Source organism: Bacillus mexicanus (assembly GCF_050445615.1).
In the GTDB taxonomy this organism is placed as follows: Bacteria; Bacillota; Bacilli; order Bacillales; family Bacillaceae; genus Bacillus; species Bacillus mexicanus.
In genome coordinates, this window is sequence record NZ_JBCEYV010000002.1 from 582596 (window position 1) to 598360 (window position 15765).

At 45.0% G+C, this 15765-nt stretch carries 21 protein-coding genes; 2 read left to right on the forward strand and 19 right to left on the reverse strand.

Going from position 1 to position 15765, the window contains the following annotated elements; genetic code table 11:
• Positions 1–173 precede the first annotated feature (173 nt).
• Positions 174–647 (forward strand): hypothetical protein, encoded by a 474-nt coding sequence (locus AAGG74_RS12580; protein ID WP_162103856.1) that lies wholly within the window; start codon positions 174–176, stop codon positions 645–647.
• A 34-nt stretch (positions 648–681) separates the two neighbouring features.
• Here AAGG74_RS12580 and AAGG74_RS12585 read toward each other — a convergent pair whose 3' ends face one another.
• From AAGG74_RS12585 to spoIIR, 18 genes are all read right to left on the reverse strand, one after another.
• Positions 682–1080: a F0F1 ATP synthase subunit epsilon gene (locus AAGG74_RS12585; RefSeq protein ID WP_162103855.1), complete on the reverse strand. Its 399-nt coding sequence runs from the start codon at positions 1078–1080 to the stop codon at positions 682–684.
• A 23-nt stretch (positions 1081–1103) separates the two neighbouring features.
• The gene (atpD, locus tag AAGG74_RS12590; RefSeq protein WP_162103854.1) at positions 1104–2522 is read right to left on the reverse strand and encodes a F0F1 ATP synthase subunit beta; all 1419 of its coding nucleotides are present in this window, start codon (positions 2520–2522) and stop codon (positions 1104–1106) included.
• Positions 2523–2547: 25 nt separating this feature from the next.
• Positions 2548–3411 (reverse strand): ATP synthase F1 subunit gamma, encoded by an 864-nt coding sequence (atpG, locus tag AAGG74_RS12595; protein WP_429675707.1) that lies wholly within the window; start codon positions 3409–3411, stop codon positions 2548–2550.
• Between the two features lie 76 nt (positions 3412–3487).
• Positions 3488–4996 (reverse strand): F0F1 ATP synthase subunit alpha, encoded by a 1509-nt coding sequence (gene atpA, locus AAGG74_RS12600; protein WP_162103852.1) that lies wholly within the window; start codon positions 4994–4996, stop codon positions 3488–3490.
• 16 nt (positions 4997–5012) lie between these two features.
• Positions 5013–5558: a F0F1 ATP synthase subunit delta gene (locus AAGG74_RS12605; protein WP_162103851.1), complete on the reverse strand. Its 546-nt coding sequence runs from the start codon at positions 5556–5558 to the stop codon at positions 5013–5015.
• The gene (gene atpF, locus AAGG74_RS12610) at positions 5555–6067 is read right to left on the reverse strand and encodes a F0F1 ATP synthase subunit B (RefSeq protein WP_162103850.1); all 513 of its coding nucleotides are present in this window, start codon (positions 6065–6067) and stop codon (positions 5555–5557) included. Before atpF ends, AAGG74_RS12605 begins: the two co-directional genes overlap by 4 nt.
• A gap of 162 nt (positions 6068–6229) precedes the next feature.
• Positions 6230–6442, reverse strand: a complete 213-nt coding sequence (gene atpE / locus AAGG74_RS12615; protein WP_044159733.1) for a F0F1 ATP synthase subunit C — start codon at positions 6440–6442, stop codon at positions 6230–6232.
• Positions 6443–6487: 45 nt separating this feature from the next.
• Positions 6488–7222, reverse strand: coding sequence for a F0F1 ATP synthase subunit A (gene atpB, locus AAGG74_RS12620; RefSeq protein WP_162103849.1), 735 nt, complete (start codon positions 7220–7222; stop codon positions 6488–6490).
• A gap of 7 nt (positions 7223–7229) precedes the next feature.
• Positions 7230–7613: an ATP synthase subunit I gene (gene atpI / locus AAGG74_RS12625; protein WP_162103848.1), complete on the reverse strand. Its 384-nt coding sequence runs from the start codon at positions 7611–7613 to the stop codon at positions 7230–7232.
• 418 nt (positions 7614–8031) lie between these two features.
• Complete coding sequence (gene upp, locus AAGG74_RS12630; RefSeq protein WP_024713806.1) at positions 8032–8661, reverse strand: uracil phosphoribosyltransferase; 630 nt, start codon at positions 8659–8661, stop codon at positions 8032–8034.
• Positions 8662–8793: 132 nt separating this feature from the next.
• Complete coding sequence (glyA, locus tag AAGG74_RS12635) at positions 8794–10041, reverse strand: serine hydroxymethyltransferase (protein ID WP_429675708.1); 1248 nt, start codon at positions 10039–10041, stop codon at positions 8794–8796.
• Between the two features lie 201 nt (positions 10042–10242).
• Entirely contained in the window at positions 10243–10785 is a 543-nt protein-coding gene (locus tag AAGG74_RS12640; RefSeq protein ID WP_429675709.1) for a TIGR01440 family protein, read from the reverse strand.
• Between the two features lie 12 nt (positions 10786–10797).
• Entirely contained in the window at positions 10798–11250 is a 453-nt protein-coding gene (rpiB, locus tag AAGG74_RS12645) for a ribose 5-phosphate isomerase B (RefSeq protein WP_162103845.1), read from the reverse strand.
• Positions 11251–11404: 154 nt separating this feature from the next.
• Positions 11405–11857, reverse strand: coding sequence for a low molecular weight protein arginine phosphatase (locus tag AAGG74_RS12650; RefSeq protein WP_162103844.1), 453 nt, complete (start codon positions 11855–11857; stop codon positions 11405–11407).
• A gap of 74 nt (positions 11858–11931) precedes the next feature.
• On the reverse strand, positions 11932–12489 hold the full coding sequence (locus AAGG74_RS12655; protein WP_429675710.1) for a manganese efflux pump MntP: 558 nt from the start codon (positions 12487–12489) through the stop codon (positions 11932–11934).
• 78 nt (positions 12490–12567) lie between these two features.
• On the reverse strand, positions 12568–13608 hold the full coding sequence (locus AAGG74_RS12660; protein ID WP_225493214.1) for an L-threonylcarbamoyladenylate synthase: 1041 nt from the start codon (positions 13606–13608) through the stop codon (positions 12568–12570).
• A 157-nt stretch (positions 13609–13765) separates the two neighbouring features.
• Complete coding sequence (locus AAGG74_RS12665; protein WP_429675711.1) at positions 13766–14209, reverse strand: GNAT family N-acetyltransferase; 444 nt, start codon at positions 14207–14209, stop codon at positions 13766–13768.
• A gap of 65 nt (positions 14210–14274) precedes the next feature.
• Positions 14275–14940, reverse strand: a complete 666-nt coding sequence (gene spoIIR, locus AAGG74_RS12670) for a stage II sporulation protein R (protein WP_429675712.1) — start codon at positions 14938–14940, stop codon at positions 14275–14277.
• A 140-nt stretch (positions 14941–15080) separates the two neighbouring features.
• On the opposite strand from spoIIR, the gene AAGG74_RS12675 reads away from it, so the two are divergent.
• A complete protein-coding gene (locus AAGG74_RS12675; protein ID WP_162103840.1) occupies positions 15081–15443 on the forward strand; it encodes a UPF0715 family protein in 363 nt (120 codons plus the stop codon).
• A gap of 17 nt (positions 15444–15460) precedes the next feature.
• Here the strand turns inward: AAGG74_RS12675 and AAGG74_RS12680 are convergent, their stop codons facing one another.
• Positions 15461–15748: a DUF5316 family protein gene (locus AAGG74_RS12680; RefSeq protein WP_429675713.1), complete on the reverse strand. Its 288-nt coding sequence runs from the start codon at positions 15746–15748 to the stop codon at positions 15461–15463.
• Between the last annotated feature and the right edge of the window lie 17 nt (positions 15749–15765).

A 15765-nucleotide genomic window follows, 5' to 3' on the forward strand; every position in this document is an offset into this window, starting at 1 on the left:
CATCGCCTCCTTTTATCCTTTCTCGCATTTATACCCTTTCTTATTATATAAGAAGTAACGATAAAGATGATACTTTTAGATCGAACGGAATAATCATCCAAATCTAGGGCTAATCCCCGCTTAAAGTACGATTCTTTTACATGATATACTTTACTGGAAAGGAGCTGGCAAATGTGAATCCTTCTTTTTTTCAGCCTGAAAAGCAATACGGTGATGATCTGCCAATTTTTAAACAGGAATGGGAAGCAATTGCATTCTATTATGATTATAGACAGTCGCAGATTGAAGAACTGAATGAATTGTGTCGGTTTTATAACATTTCTCTTACTTATACGAGAGAAAGTATTGAAGAGCTTGAAAACCTTTATTTTCAAAGTTTACAAGAGCTTTTGCTTGCTGATTGGAATCTTCCTATTGAAGAATTCGAGAAAATGATCAGTGTTTACCTTATAGATTGCGTGATAGCCCATCATGAAGATGCTGAATGGGTAGTGAAATCTTATCCGTATACAGACGGAGCTTATACAATGGGCTTCAGAAGACATCGAAAATCATGGCATACAATGAATTGCTGTGACCGTTTATATATGAGGCAAAAAGAGAGTCAGCCGCTTCTGTCGCTGTTTGATTCTCTTGTGCGTTCATAAAAAAAATCCTTCTCTTATGAGAAGGATTTTTTTCTTATTTCCCTGCTACATCCAATCTGTTCAAAGCCCGCTGTAATGCAAGCTCAGCCCGACGAATGTCAGTATCATCTGATTCAGAATTCAAACGCTCCTGCGCCCGCTGACGTGCAGCTTCAGCGCGCTCTTGATCGATGCCTTCCGCTGTCTCTGCAGCTTGAGCAAGGATGGTAACCTGTTCAGGACGGACTTCTACAAACCCGCCGCTGACGGCAACCAATTCAGTCTGTCCGTCTTTTTTCAGGCGGACAGCGCCGATTGTAAGAGGAGCCACGGTCGGAATATGGCCTGGCAAAATACCGAGATCGCCGCTTTCGGCTCTCACGCTCACCATTTCGATATCCGCATCGTATACTGGGCCGTCGGGAGTAACGATATTGACTTTAACGGTCTTCATGCTTTTACCCTCCTAGGACCAGATTAAACTTCTACACCCATTTCTTTTGCTTTCTCAATAACTTCTTCGATACGGCCTACAAGACGGAACGCATCTTCAGGAAGATGGTCGTATTTGCCGGCTAAGATTTCTTTGAAGCCTTGAACCGTTTCTTTTACAGGCACGTAAGAACCTTTTTGTCCAGTGAACTGTTCAGCCACGTGGAAGTTTTGAGAAAGGAAGAACTGAATACGGCGTGCGCGTTGAACGACAAGCTTGTCTTCATCACTCAATTCATCCATACCGAGAATCGCAATGATATCTTGAAGTTCTTTGTAACGCTGAAGCGTAGACTGTACTTCACGGGCAACCGCATAATGCTCTTCTCCGACAATTTCAGGAGCAAGGGCGCGTGATGTTGAAGCCAACGGATCAACCGCAGGGTAAATACCCATCTCAGTTAATTTACGCTCAAGGTTTGTTGTCGCATCCAAGTGAGCGAACGTTGTTGCCGGCGCCGGGTCAGTGTAGTCATCGGCAGGCACGTAGATCGCCTGGATAGATGTAACTGATCCAACGTTGGTAGACGTGATACGCTCTTGAAGCTGACCCATTTCAGTCGCAAGCGTCGGCTGATAACCAACCGCTGAAGGCATACGGCCAAGAAGGGCAGAAACCTCTGAACCCGCTTGTGTGAAACGGAAAATGTTATCGATAAAGAACAGTACGTCCTGTCCTTGTACATCACGGAAGTGCTCAGCCATTGTAAGACCTGTCAAAGCAACACGCATACGTGCGCCCGGCGGCTCGTTCATTTGTCCGAATACCATGGCTGTTTTGTTGATTACGCCAGAGTCGCTCATTTCGTAGAAAAGGTCGTTTCCTTCACGAGTACGCTCCCCTACACCGGCGAATACAGAGATACCGCCGTGCTCTTGCGCGATATTGTTGATTAATTCCTGGATTAATACGGTTTTACCTACACCGGCACCGCCGAACAATCCGATCTTACCGCCCTTGATGTACGGAGCGAGCAAGTCAACAACTTTAATGCCTGTTTCAAGAATTTCAACTTCTGTTGAAAGCTGATCAAATGAAGGCGCCTGTCTGTGGATCGGATCCTTTTTCGCATCCGCAGGAAGCGGCTCATTCAAATCAATATTTTCTCCGAGTACGTTAAATACACGGCCTAATGTTACATCACCAACCGGTACTGAGATTGGCGCTCCTGTATCTACAGCTTCCATTCCGCGCTGAACGCCATCCGTAGATGCCATTGCGATTGTACGGACTGTATCATCACCTAAGTGAAGAGCGACCTCAAGCGTCAATTCAATACCTACTTCGTTTTCACCAGCTGGCTGTGAAATGTTAATCGCATTATAAATTTCAGGCAAGTGACCGTCTTCAAAACGCACGTCGACGACCGGTCCTAATACCTGGCTAACGCGTCCTTTCTTCATCGCTATCCCTCCTGACAAAATCTTTCTATTCTAAAGCGGCTGCTCCGCCGACAATTTCCGTAATTTCCTGTGTGATAGCTGCTTGGCGAGCGCGGTTGTAAGAAAGCGAAAGTGAATCAATAAGATCCTTCGCGTTGTCTGTCGCGTTTTTCATCGCCGTCATTCTCGCAGCGTGCTCACTTGCTTTACTGTCAAGAAGCGCACCGAAGATTAAGCTTTCTGCATATTGAGGAAGCAAAACCTCCAGAACCTCCTCTTCAGACGGTTCAAATTCATAAGACGCCGTTCTCTTTGTACCGCCGCTGCCCAAATCAGATAACGGCAGAAGTTTTTTCTCCGTTACTTCTTGAGAAATGGCACTGACAAAATGGTTATACACAAGGTGCAGTTCATCAAACGCACCATCTATAAACATTTGGATTGTTTGCCGGGCAAGATCCTTAATTTCTGTGAATGTTACTTCATCACCAAGTCCTGTTAACTCGGAAATGATCGGAACCTCACGTTTTTTAAAGAAATCACGGCCTACTCTTCCGATGGCGATTACCGCATACTCATCCTTAGATTGATGACGTTCTTGCATAGCCTGATAAGCACTTCGTAATACCGAACTGTTAAAAGCGCCAGCAAGACCGCGATCAGACGTAATGACAAGATATGCCGTCTTTTTCACTTCTCTGCTGAGAAGCATCGGATGCTTCACATTGCCGGAAACTCTCCCGACATTTGACACAACCTCTTGGATCTTATCCATATATGGTACAAATGATTTTGCATTGTTTTCAGCACGATTCAGCTTAGCAGCAGATACCATCTGCATAGCTTTTGTAATCTGGCTCGTTTTTTTCGTTGACGTGATCCTTGACTTAATATCGCGTAATGAGGCCAAAGATTTCACCACCTTTTCTCTTCATCTGCGTAAAAAGAGAGAAAAAGAGAACCTTTTTCTCTCATCAGCATTCGAGTTAGTTGCTTGGTGCAAATGTGCGTTTGAAGCCTTCGATTGCAGCTTTGAAGTCTTCATCAGCAGGAAGGTTTCCTGTTTTCGCAATTCCATCAAGCAGTTCTTTATGGTTTTGGTCAAGGTACATGTAGTACTCTTCTTCAAAACGTCTGATATCCGCTACAGGAATATCATCAAGATATCCTTTTGTCAGCGCATAAAGAATGGCTACTTGCTTTTCAACCGGAAGCGGCTTGTTCAGATCCTGCTTCAGCACTTCAACTGTACGCGCACCGCGATTCAATTTCGCCTGAGTCGCCTGATCGAGGTCAGATCCGAATTGAGCGAATGCTTCCAGCTCACGGTATGACGCAAGGTCAAGACGCAAAGTTCCAGATACTTTTTTCATCGCTTTGATCTGCGCTGAACCGCCGACACGAGATACAGACAGCCCGGCGTTGATCGCTGGACGTACGCCTGAGAAGAACAAATCAGATTGCAGGAATATCTGTCCGTCGGTGATGGAAATGACGTTCGTCGGAATATAAGCAGAAATATCTCCGGCTTGTGTTTCTACGAACGGCAGAGCTGTAATTGATCCTGCGCCTTTCGCGTCGCTAAGCTTTGCTGCACGCTCAAGCAAACGGGAATGAAGGTAGAATACATCCCCAGGGAACGCTTCACGGCCTGGCGGACGGCGAAGAAGCAAGGACAGCTCACGATAAGCAGCCGCTTGTTTAGAAAGATCATCGTATACCACAAGAACGTGCTTGCCGTTGTACATGAATTCTTCTGCCATTGTAACCCCTGCATACGGAGCCAGGTACAGAAGCGGTGCCGGCTGTGACGCAGACGCCGTTACAACGATTGTATAATCAAGCGCGCCGTGCTTACGCAATGTTTCTACGACACCGCGGACTGTTGATTCTTTTTGACCGATCGCTACGTATACGCAAATCATATCTTGGTCTTTTTGGTTTAAAATCGAATCGATCGCAACAGACGTTTTACCTGTTTGACGGTCACCGATGATCAGCTCACGCTGGCCGCGGCCGATTGGAATCAGGGCATCGATCGCTTTAATACCAGTTTGAAGCGGTTCATGAACGGATTTACGGTCCATAACACCTGGCGCGTTGCTTTCGATCGGACGTGTTTTGCTTGTAAGAATCGGGCCAAGTCCGTCTACAGGCTGGCCTAATGGATTCACAATACGGCCGATTAGTTCTTCACCGACAGGAACCTCCATGATGCGGCCTGTTCTTTTCACTTCGTCTCCCTCACGGATCTCACCGAAAGGTCCTAAGATGACGATACCTACGTTTGATTCTTCAAGGTTTTGAGCCATACCCAAAACACCGTTTGAAAATTCGACAAGTTCACCGGCCATACAATTGTCAAGGCCATGTACACGAGCAATACCGTCACCGACTTGGATGACTGTACCTACGTCTTGAACTTCAATATCAGATTGATAATCTTGTATTTGCTGTTTTATCAGCGTGCTAATCTCTTCAGCTTTGATGCTCACTTAGGTTTCACCCCTTCTATCGATTTTCCCCGGCTAGTTGACGTTCAATGCGCTGAAGCTTTCCGCTTACGCTGCCGTCAAAAATCCGGTTTCCAATGCGGACTTTAATGCCGCCTATTAAATCCGTCTGCACTTCATTTTTCACTCTTAATGAAGCCACTCCGGCTTTTTTTGCAAACACTTGTGATAATGATAAAATCTCCGCATCCGTCAGCTTTTTCACTGAATATACGGTTGCATCTTCTATTTGACGAGCATCATTTGCGAGTTTGATAAACTCATCTGTGAGCTCGGGCACGATCGCGGCACGATGGCGGTCAATCAAAAGAAAAATCGTATTGAGCACAGACTGTGACAAGGAGCCAAATGCATTTTGAATCAGCTCTTTTTTCTTCGCAGCCGGCACCTTCGGATGGTTTAACACATCATTAAGCGCTTTTTCATTTTGAAATACTTGTTTGACAACGGTTAGCTCTTCTTCAACTTGATTCAGCTGAGCTGACTCATTTGCAATATCAAAAAGAGCTGACGCATATCGTTTAGAGACAGCAGATCCACTCATCGGCTTTCTCCTACCTCTTTAAGATAGTCCTGGATCAATTTCTCTTGAGCTTGTTCATCCAGTTCTTTTTCGATCACTTTCGATGCAATCATGACAGAAAGAGACGCTACTTGCTCGCGGAGAGCAGAAACCGCCTGTTCTTTTTCCTTCACGATTTCAGTTCTTGCTGCTTCTTTCAGACGTTCAGATTCTGCACGCGCAGCCTGAATAATCTCTTCTTTTTGGTTTTCTCCCAGTTTCTTTGCGTTTTCGATAAGAGTCTGGGATTCCTGTCTTGCTTCTTTTAAAAGAACGCGCTGCTCTTCAATCAGCTGCTGCGCTTCTTTATTTTTTGCTTCAGCAGACGTAATTTCTCCAGCGATGTGGTCTTCACGCTGTTTCATTATGTTTAATAGCGGCCCTAAAGCGAATTTCTTCAGAAGCGCTAATAAGATTAACATAGCTAACAGTTGGAACAGGATATCTCCGCCGTTAAACGACAGTCCTAGTTCAAGTGGTAATTGAGACATCTACTACGGCAACTCCCTTCTGCAGGTTTTTCTTTGCTGATCCAGCAGCCGCACTTGTCTCTTTTCAGCCGGCAAGGCGGGGTGCTTATCAGACATAAAGCAATGGCGAAGGTTCTCTTGGAATGATCTTCGCCATTTTTAGTTCATATAAGGCTTTTATGCTTATCTAAAGAACGCTAAGAATGCGATAACGACAGCAATAATAGGAAGGGCCTCAACCAATGCGATACCCATGAACATAAGTGTTCTAAGTTCTTTACCTGCTTCCGGCTGACGGGCAATCCCCTCTACCGTACGTGAAACAATCAAACCGTTACCAATACCTGCACCAAGTGCGCCTAAACCAATTGCAATCGCAGCTGCTATTAAATTCATGAAAAAGTTCCTCCTTTAAAATGTTATCCGTTTGGATATAATGTTTTAGTGATCATGACTGATTTTATGAGACATGTACACCATCGTCAGCATTGTAAAAATAAACGCTTGGATGGCTCCTATAAATAAACTGAATGCTTGCCATGCCAGCATTGGCAGAATTGCGCCGATTGTACCGACAAGACCGAGAGCCACGCTTTCTGAATAATGGCTTGTCGCTAATCCCGCAAGCAGACCGAGAAGAATCTCACCGGCGAAGATGTTACCATAAAGCCGCAAACCGAGAGTCAGCGTATTCGCAAATTCTTCGATGATTTTCATCGGGAGCATGAATGGAACAGGTCTTAAATAGTCTTTAGAATATTCCTTGAGCCCTTTCATCTTCACACCATAGTAGTGTGTTAAAGCAACAACCATCACAGCTAACGTTAATGTAATGGCAGGATCGGCTGTCGGAGATTTCCACCAGAGCTCATGGCCGATTGTAATAGAGAACGGCAGACCCATCATATTCGACACAAATATGTACATCAGCAATGTGACACCAAGTGCCAAGAAGTTAGCCCCTGTTTTCAAATCCATTGTACTGCCAATAATATTGCGGACGAAATCCACAATCCATTCCATAAAATTCTGGGCTTTTCCGGGACGGATCGAAAGCGTTCTTGTCGTCAGTATAGCAATCAATAAAACAATCACACTCGCCACAGTAATCATCAGAATGTTTGTGAGATTAAAAGTAAGACCTAAAAAATCAATAGTTCTGTATTCATGATTCAAAGGGTTTTCACCTCTCTTCCATTGATGAACGTTTAAGCTGGATATAGGAATCTATCATAATGACAGGGTATATTGTCATTAATCCAATAACTGTGCTTGCCATATCAAAATGCTCGGGATTTTTATAGGCAACAGCCGCAGCAAGAATCGCATTGCACCACCGCGCTGCGCTCCCAAGAGATCGTATGGACTTTCCTTTCTCAATGGCTCTGTCAAAAGCGTTCATTCTCCTGACGAGCAGTAAAAAATTAAACAAACTGAAAACAGTTCCCAGAATAAGGCCTAAAAAAACGGTTTTATACGCTGTTAAACCATAACCCAGTACATACACTGCCAAAATAAACAATATATATTTGCGTTGTCTGCTAAATGTAAGCTTGGGATCGTCCATCAATTATCTGTCTCCTGATGAAAAAAATAATATATCTTAGATACGGCAAAAATCAGCGGTTAACCCTAGTAGAAGACCTTTTTTGACCGGCAAAACGGGCCTGTTCGAAAAAATCATTCATCCGCAAGCCTAGCAGGGATGCTGTTTCATTCGCTTAAATAAATCCTCATAACACGGGTTTTCTAAGAGGATTCACATTGAGGATGAGGACTATAATGAAAGCTATGAAAACCTTCTCATAATACCCTCGTTTAGCATACAATAGCGCCTGAACGTGTGTCAATCTGTTTAAAGTTAAAAAACTTTTTATAATTTACGCCTCCACAGAATGTTCACATTTTCACCTATAATTGTATACAAGCTGACCGAATATCAAATAACTGGACAAAAAAGAAAACCCTTTCCGGGGTTTTCACTTTTATTTTGTTCCAAACATACGATCTCCCGCGTCTCCAAGACCTGGAACAATATAACCTTTTTCATTTAATTTTTCATCAAGCGCCGCAATGTAAATATCCACGTCTGAATGATGCTTCTGCAATTCTTCCACACCTTCAGGCGCCGCCACAAGACACATGAAACGAATATGTTTCGCACCGCGCTTTTTGAGGCTGTGAATGGCTTCAACTGCAGAACCGCCTGTGGCCAGCATCGGGTCCACCACGATGAATTCACGTTCTTCCACGTCAGAAGGAAGCTTGACATAGTATTCTACGGGTTTTAAGGTTTCGGGATCGCGGTACAGGCCGACATGTCCCACTTTTGCCGCAGGAATCAGCTTTAAGATACCGTCAACCATTCCTAATCCCGCTCTGAGGATAGGAACCACTCCAAGTTTTTTACCTGAGATGACTTTCGATTTAGCAGCCTGAACCGGTGTCTTGATATCCACTTCTTCTAAAGGAAGATCGCGGGTAATTTCAAATGCCATAAGAGTGGCTACTTCGTCCACAAGCTCTCTAAAATCTTTCGTACCTGTATTTTCATTCCGTATATATGTCAGCTTATGCTGAATTAAAGGATGATCAAATACATAAACCTTTCCCATACTGTGTTTCAGCTCCTTTTTTATTGTCACATCGACAATTTCACACTTCTATTGATTCTACAAAAAAAGACATGGAGTTTCAAGAACATCGTCAAAAAACCCGCGGCCAAAGCCAAGCGGGTTTTTTAGGTCTTAGTAGTCTAATTCTTGATACAAAGGAAATTGATCAGTCAGAGCAGCTACACGCTGTCTTGCTTCTTCAAGTTTTCCTTTATCTTCGTGGTTTTTCAATGCAAGCGCAATGATGGCACCGACTTCGTCCAATGCGTCCCCGTCAAAACCGCGGCTTGTCACAGCAGCTGTACCTAGACGGATACCGCTTGTGACGAATGGTTTTTCAGGATCGTATGGGATCGCGTTTTTGTTAGACGTAATGCCGATTTCATCAAGCACGTGCTCCGCAACCTTACCTGTCAGTCCGAGAGAACGAAGGTCAACAAGGATAAGGTGGTTGTCGGTTCCGCCCGAAACAAGCTGAACGCCTTCTTTCGTTAATGCTTCAGCCAGGCGTTTCGCATTTGAAATGATGTTTTGTGCATATGTTTTGAAATCGTCCTGCAATACTTCGCCGAATGAAACAGCTTTTGCGGCAATCACGTGCATCAGCGGGCCGCCTTGAATGCCAGGGAAGATTGATTTATCAATTTTCTTGCCGAACTCTTCACGGCAAAGGATCATACCGCCGCGAGGTCCGCGAAGTGTTTTATGAGTTGTTGTCGTCACAAAATCAGCGTAAGGAACCGGGTTTGGATGAAGGCCCGCCGCAATAAGTCCTGCGATATGCGCCATATCCACCATGAAGTAAGCGCCGACTTCATCTGCAATTTCACGGAATTTTTTAAAGTCGATTGTACGAGGATACGCACTTGCTCCTGCTACGATGAGCTTCGGCTTATGAGCGAGAGCTTTTTCACGCACGTCATCATAATCAATATATTGCGTTTCTTTATCTACGCCGTACTCAACAAAGTTATATTGCACACCGCTGAAGTTGACTGGACTTCCGTGTGTTAAATGGCCGCCGTGGGAGAGGTTCATCCCAAGCACAGTATCGCCTTGTTCTAAGATCGTGAAGTATACTGCCATGTTTGCTTGCGCACCTGAATGCGGCTGAACGTTTACATATTCCGCTCCAAAGATTTCCTTCGCACGGTCACGAGCGATATCTTCAACGACATCGACGTACTCACATCCGCCATAGTAGCGTTTGCCCGGATATCCTTCAGCGTATTTATTCGTCAAAACAGATCCTTGTGCTTCCATAACAGCTTCACTTACAAAGTTCTCAGAAGCAATCAATTCGATCTTAGTCTGTTGGCGTTCACGCTCATTTTTAATGGCGTTAAACACTTGTTCGTCTTGCGCAGGTAAATGTTTCATCAGCGAGATCCTCTCCTATCCGTATCCTGTTCTTTGTTTTTACCATCACTATTGTACATGGTTTTTTAGACCAATGTAAAAGATTATTTTTTAAAAATTTGAATTTATATTGGTAAAAACGAATATTAACAACATATATTTAAGCTAAAGTTCGGAATTTATTTTTCTGCTTAAAAAGAAAAGACTGGCCATGCAGTCCTTTCATTCACACCCATAAACCGCCCGCATTCCGCCAATCAGCTTCGGCCGTGTACGCGCTAAGGTCACATGCGCTGCACCGAGGCTGTTTTGAGAAACACGCACAGGCACAGCTACCGACTTCAGATGCATGCCGATAAACGTATCGCCGATGTCTATTCCGGCATCAGCCTGAATGGTCTCGACAAGAACAGGAGACGCCATCCGCTTAAATGCATAAGTAGCCATCGCGCCGCCCGCTTTTGGAACGGGTACGGCAAAGACTGTTGGGAGCCTGAACAGCCTAGCTGTTTCTTCCTCGACAACAAGCGCTCTGTTCAAATGCTCGCAGCATTGAAACGCGAGATGGATTCCCGTCTTCTCCTTAAGCTCAGCAAGTCCGCTGTAGATGCTTTCCGCGATGTCTACACTGCCCGATGTTCCGATCCGGCTGCCGGCCACTTCGCTTGTACTGCATCCTAGGACAAAAAGCTGATCCGGCTTTAATTCCGCTTGTTCCTGAAACTTAGACAGCATCCTACTCCACGTTTGTTTGATCTCATTCATTGAACAGCACCCCTATAGGTTTTTCTCTTCATAATCTGAGATTTTGCTAATACGAGTCTGATGTCTTCCGCCGGTAAACTCGGTAGTCAGCCAGATTTTTGCGATTTCCCGCGCCAAACCAGGGCCGATCACCCGTTCACCCATCGCGAGGATGTTTGTGTCATTATGCTCTCTCGTTGCCTTCGCGCTGAATGTGTCGTGTGCCAGCGCGCAGCGGATGCCTTTGACTTTATTAGCGGAAATACTCATACCAATGCCTGTCCCGCAAATTAAAATGCCGCGGTCAGCTTCGCCGCTTACCACTTTTTCGGCTACCGGAAAAGCATAATCAGGATAATCGACAGATCCGCTGTCGCCGCAGTCACAGCCCATATCAATATATTCAATTTGCAATTCGTCCATTAACTCTTTGATTTCATTCCGAATGTGAACGCCGCCATGATCCGATGCGATGGCTACTTTCATCTGCTTTTCCTCCCACGTGTGTAATGCGGTCCCGCCCGCTATATTGGCCGCGCAGCCTGTCCGCTCTGGTTCACACCATATGATGTGCTTTTCACTTTATTCTACTCCTTCACGCAGGATTTGCAAATGACCTGTTTGCAGATTTTCTGACAGCCTACTTGCCTTCTTTTTTCAGCTGTTTTGCCAGCCGCCAAAGAAGCTCTTCAAGCTCATCTCTCGTTTGTTTATAGATCTCAATTGAACCGCCGAACGGATCGATAACATCCCCGTGGGTGCCTGTAACATATTCTTTTAGCGTAAACACCTTATCACGGTACCGTCCAAATTGACTGGCAATGATCTGTTTGTGCTGATGAGTCATAGTCAGAATTAAATCAGCCGATTCCATATGTTCTTCAGTTAATGGAGAAGACACGTGATTCAAGGCGATGTGCTTTTCAAACAGCGCTTCGACCGCATGAGACGTCGCTCTCCCATTAGGCGAAGCAAAAACACCTGCCGAGCGGACACTGACATTCAGCCCTTCCGTTTCTGCAATTGATTTAAAAAGCGCCTCAGCCATCGGGCTGCGGCACGTGTTTCCTGTACAGACAAAAATAATATTCACGTTAGTCACCCCTTATTTTCTCTATTATATATGAAGAAAAAAGAAACGGCGACTTCGTTTCTTTTATTGAAATATCAAATTGGCAAAAGAAGCTTTAAGCCAAAGGCGATGAGTATGATGCCTCCGAGCGCTTCGCTGTATGAGCCAAGCCATGACTGTACTTGTTTTCCGATCAGCAAGCCCAGCCATGTCAATATCATGCTGAACAGCCCAAACAGGGTAATGGTGAGGAGCAGATGCGAGCCGTATATCCCCAAGCTCAAACCGACGGAGAAGCTATCAAGGCTGACGCCGATTGCAAACAGCAATAAGCCCGGCCCTGCCAGCGACATGAATCGGTCTTCTGACTGTTTAAAAGAAGCCATAAGCATTTGAACCCCAAGAACCAAAAGCAGCGAACCCCCGATATAAACCGCTAACACACCTAAGAGCCCCGACAACATGCTGCCGGCTGCCATCCCTGCAAGAGGCATAACGACGTGAAAGAGGCCGATAATGAAACCAATGTAGAATATCTGCTTTTTCCTGAGTTTGACCATGCCCATTCCGAGACCGACAGAAAAAGCATCCATCCCTAAAGCAAACGCCATGATGCTTAAAGTCACCAGCTCTCCTATGAACAAATCCGACATACATAAATAACCCCCTTGGACACGCCCTGCTTTTTTAGCCTATGCGTGTCCAAAAAGGGTTAGAACATCTGACTGTATTCAGCAAATCACTCTTCCTCCGGCAGCTTTCATCAGCCTGTTCATAACGGCGAGACCGACGCCCGTGTCAGGAAAGGATTCCGCAATAATAAAGTCCACCTTATTTTCATCAAAGCTGCGCAGCGCATCATACAGCGCCGCCGCAACAGTCTCAAGCTGTGACCGTCTGCCGCAGCTCTTCACATAATCAGCGGAATATACGTCCGCGTTTTCTTCTGTCGTCAGGACGCCAACTCGTCTGCCGCCTTGTTGAAATTCTTGAATGAGGTGCTGAACGCGCTCTGGTCCGCCTTCGCAAATGGCAAGCGGCGCTGTCGGCGCATAATGTGTATATTTCATCCCTGGAGAAATCGGCTTCTCATTTTGATCGCTGAGTCCTTTATCCACAAGGATCGGTCCTACCTCCGCTTCAATTTGTTCTTTCGTAACGCCGCCCGGGCGCAGGAGGACAGGAATGTCGCCCGCACATGAAAGTACAGTTGATTCGACCCCAATCCCGGTAGGACCTCCGTCCATGATTCCAGCTATTCGGCCTTCCAAGTCATGAGCCACATGCTCGGCCTTTGTCGGACTTGGCTTGCCTGACAGATTGGCGCTAGGTGCCGCAATCGGCAAACCAGACTCACGAATCAGCGCTAGAGCAAGCGGATGATCCGGCATCCTAATGGCAACCGTTTCAAGCCCTGCCGTTACACGGGGGGAGAGCGCATCAGGTTTACACGGCAGGATGAGCGTTAGTGCACCCGGCCAAAACCGTTTCATCAAGATTTTCGCCTTTTCCGGCGCCGGGCCGGTTAAATCGGCAAGCTGACTGATATCCGCAATGTGGACAATGAGGGGATTATCGCTCGGCCGCCCTTTCGCCTCATATATTTTTTTGACAGCTTCTGTGTTTTTCGCGTTTGCGCCGAGACCGTATACCGTTTCTGTCGGGAATGCAACGACTTCATTTTCTCGGAGCAAAGCGGCTGCTTGTGCAATTTGTGGATCATTTGTGGATAACTCATCAGTTACATCCACAAACCATCTTTTCGTTTTCATTTTCAGACCAAACTCCTTATTCACAACGATAAAACGATTGTTTTTCGCGTGTAATCCTTTTGAAAGTATAAAAGATGTCCTGTAATAAAACAAGCGTTATCCACAAATTGTGGACAACGCTATTGAAGAAGTGGATAAGTATGTGTATAAATCGTACTTATCCAGATGCTTTTTTCATCAAGACGGCTCCTTCTCTTTGCTGCGATTCACAGAAATGACCAGAAGAACACAGCTCTTCAGGTACACTTTCAGCTGGTTCAAATCCAAGCGCCGCCAGAAAGTCGGCGGAGGAATGCTGATTCGCTATTAAATATACTGTTTTGATCTGATGCTTTTCGCACAACAGCTCCATGCTCTGAAAGAGCGTCACAATATGACCTTGATGAAGCTTGTCCGATATGACAAGTGATCGCAGCAATCCTTGACCACAGCTTATTTTTTCAATTCCGAGACAGCCGGCAATGTTTTTTTCGCTGTCCTCCAGCATAAGAAATTGAGTGAAGTTCTCTCTCACGCCTTCACAGCTGGTTTTCGCCTGTTTCAAAAATGCCTCGAGTCCTTCTCCGTCTTTTTCCCTTGCCACCCGCAGTTGATAAAACATCCGTTCACCCCGTTTTTGCGTTCTTTCTTCCAATCTATGAGGCGAATCTATTTTTAGACCAGGTATTAGGAAAAAAGGCCGGAAATCCATTCAACTAAGAAGAATTTCACCTCTGTGTCGTCTTCCTTTTCTTCTTTTTTGGCATTTTTCGCTTTAGCGGTTACGTCCTCGAGCACTTTTTCGGTTTGTTTTTTCGAGGCTTCTTGATCTTCTTGTTCTTTGACGGCTTCCCCGTTAGAAAAGTCGAGAAAGCAGAGCGGCGGAAACAGCACACACCACCAGTTAGCTCCTTCTCCTTTTCCAAGCGTAATCAAAATCGCTTCATACTCACCGGCTGGATACACCATGTTTCCGTAAAGCTTTGTCGGAAATGAGACGTTGTTAAAATCAACGGATATCGATTGGTCCGCTCCTTCTTTCTTCATTGTTTCCTTTGCAATTGCTTTAATTTCAGGCAGCTTTGAGCGAATCAAACGCCGTGCTTCATCTATAGAAGTAATATTCTCTACCCAGATTGTGATTTCTTTATTGACCGCGTCTCTGATATGCCGCTTTAATTGCTGATCTTTCTCTCTATCGCTATTTGCCAATATTCTCAGACGAATCGCCTCATCTGGTATGACCACCGGCTGATTTTCTGATTGCCGGGCCGTTTCTTCTTTTGCCAGCCCTACAAGCGCTCCAGATAATAAAAGAAAAATATATATGAATATGATGACAGTTTTTTTCATCGGTCCCCACCGTTCCTCTCCGTCCTTTGGTTCTAGCCCTATTATGGACAAGGAGAGCTTAAGATAAACGTATAGGGTGAAAAAAATCTAGCAGGCTGTTAATCTAATTTATGGTACGATAGTATTTTAGGAGGTTTAAAATGAAATATAATTATACAGTGCTGTTATCAGCATTCACGATGTCAGTTCTTTATTCGATTATCTATATTCATTCATTTATCATTGCCGCTGTCATCACGATGGCATTTTATTTCCTTTTTCCTTATTTACTATTTGCGCTGCCGCTTCAATTCATGATGAATAAAAAACCGAAACGGTTCAGCCCTTTGTATCTTCTGTATTACCTTGCCGCAGCATTTATTGCTAACGCGATCATTTTCGGCGTGCTGCAGCCTTCAAGCCAATCTTTGTTTCAAAATACTGCCTTCTATCTTTTTTCTGTATTAACAGCTCTCGTCTATTGGCTATGGGATTCTGTTTTACTGCAAAAAAAGGAAGCCTAAACAGGCTTCCTTTTTTATTAGAACAAGACCGTGAGCAAATAACATAGAACAGAAGGGATCGCCGCAACAAGCAAAGCAGCCGATATTTTCAAGCGGGCTGCTCGGCCTTCTTTCGTTTCTGAATGATAGTTTGCTCGCTGATCGCTTCCGCTCACAGCCAAACCCGATGTGATCACCGCAAGCCCAATCAAAACGAGAGACGCAACGCCAAACATCGTTTCATAGGAAAGAGCCTGCGGAAAAATAGTGCCAATCATGCTCTCAATCGCAATGAGCAAAATTCCTGCTGCCAGGGCTTTTTTCATTTTGTCATCCCCTTTGC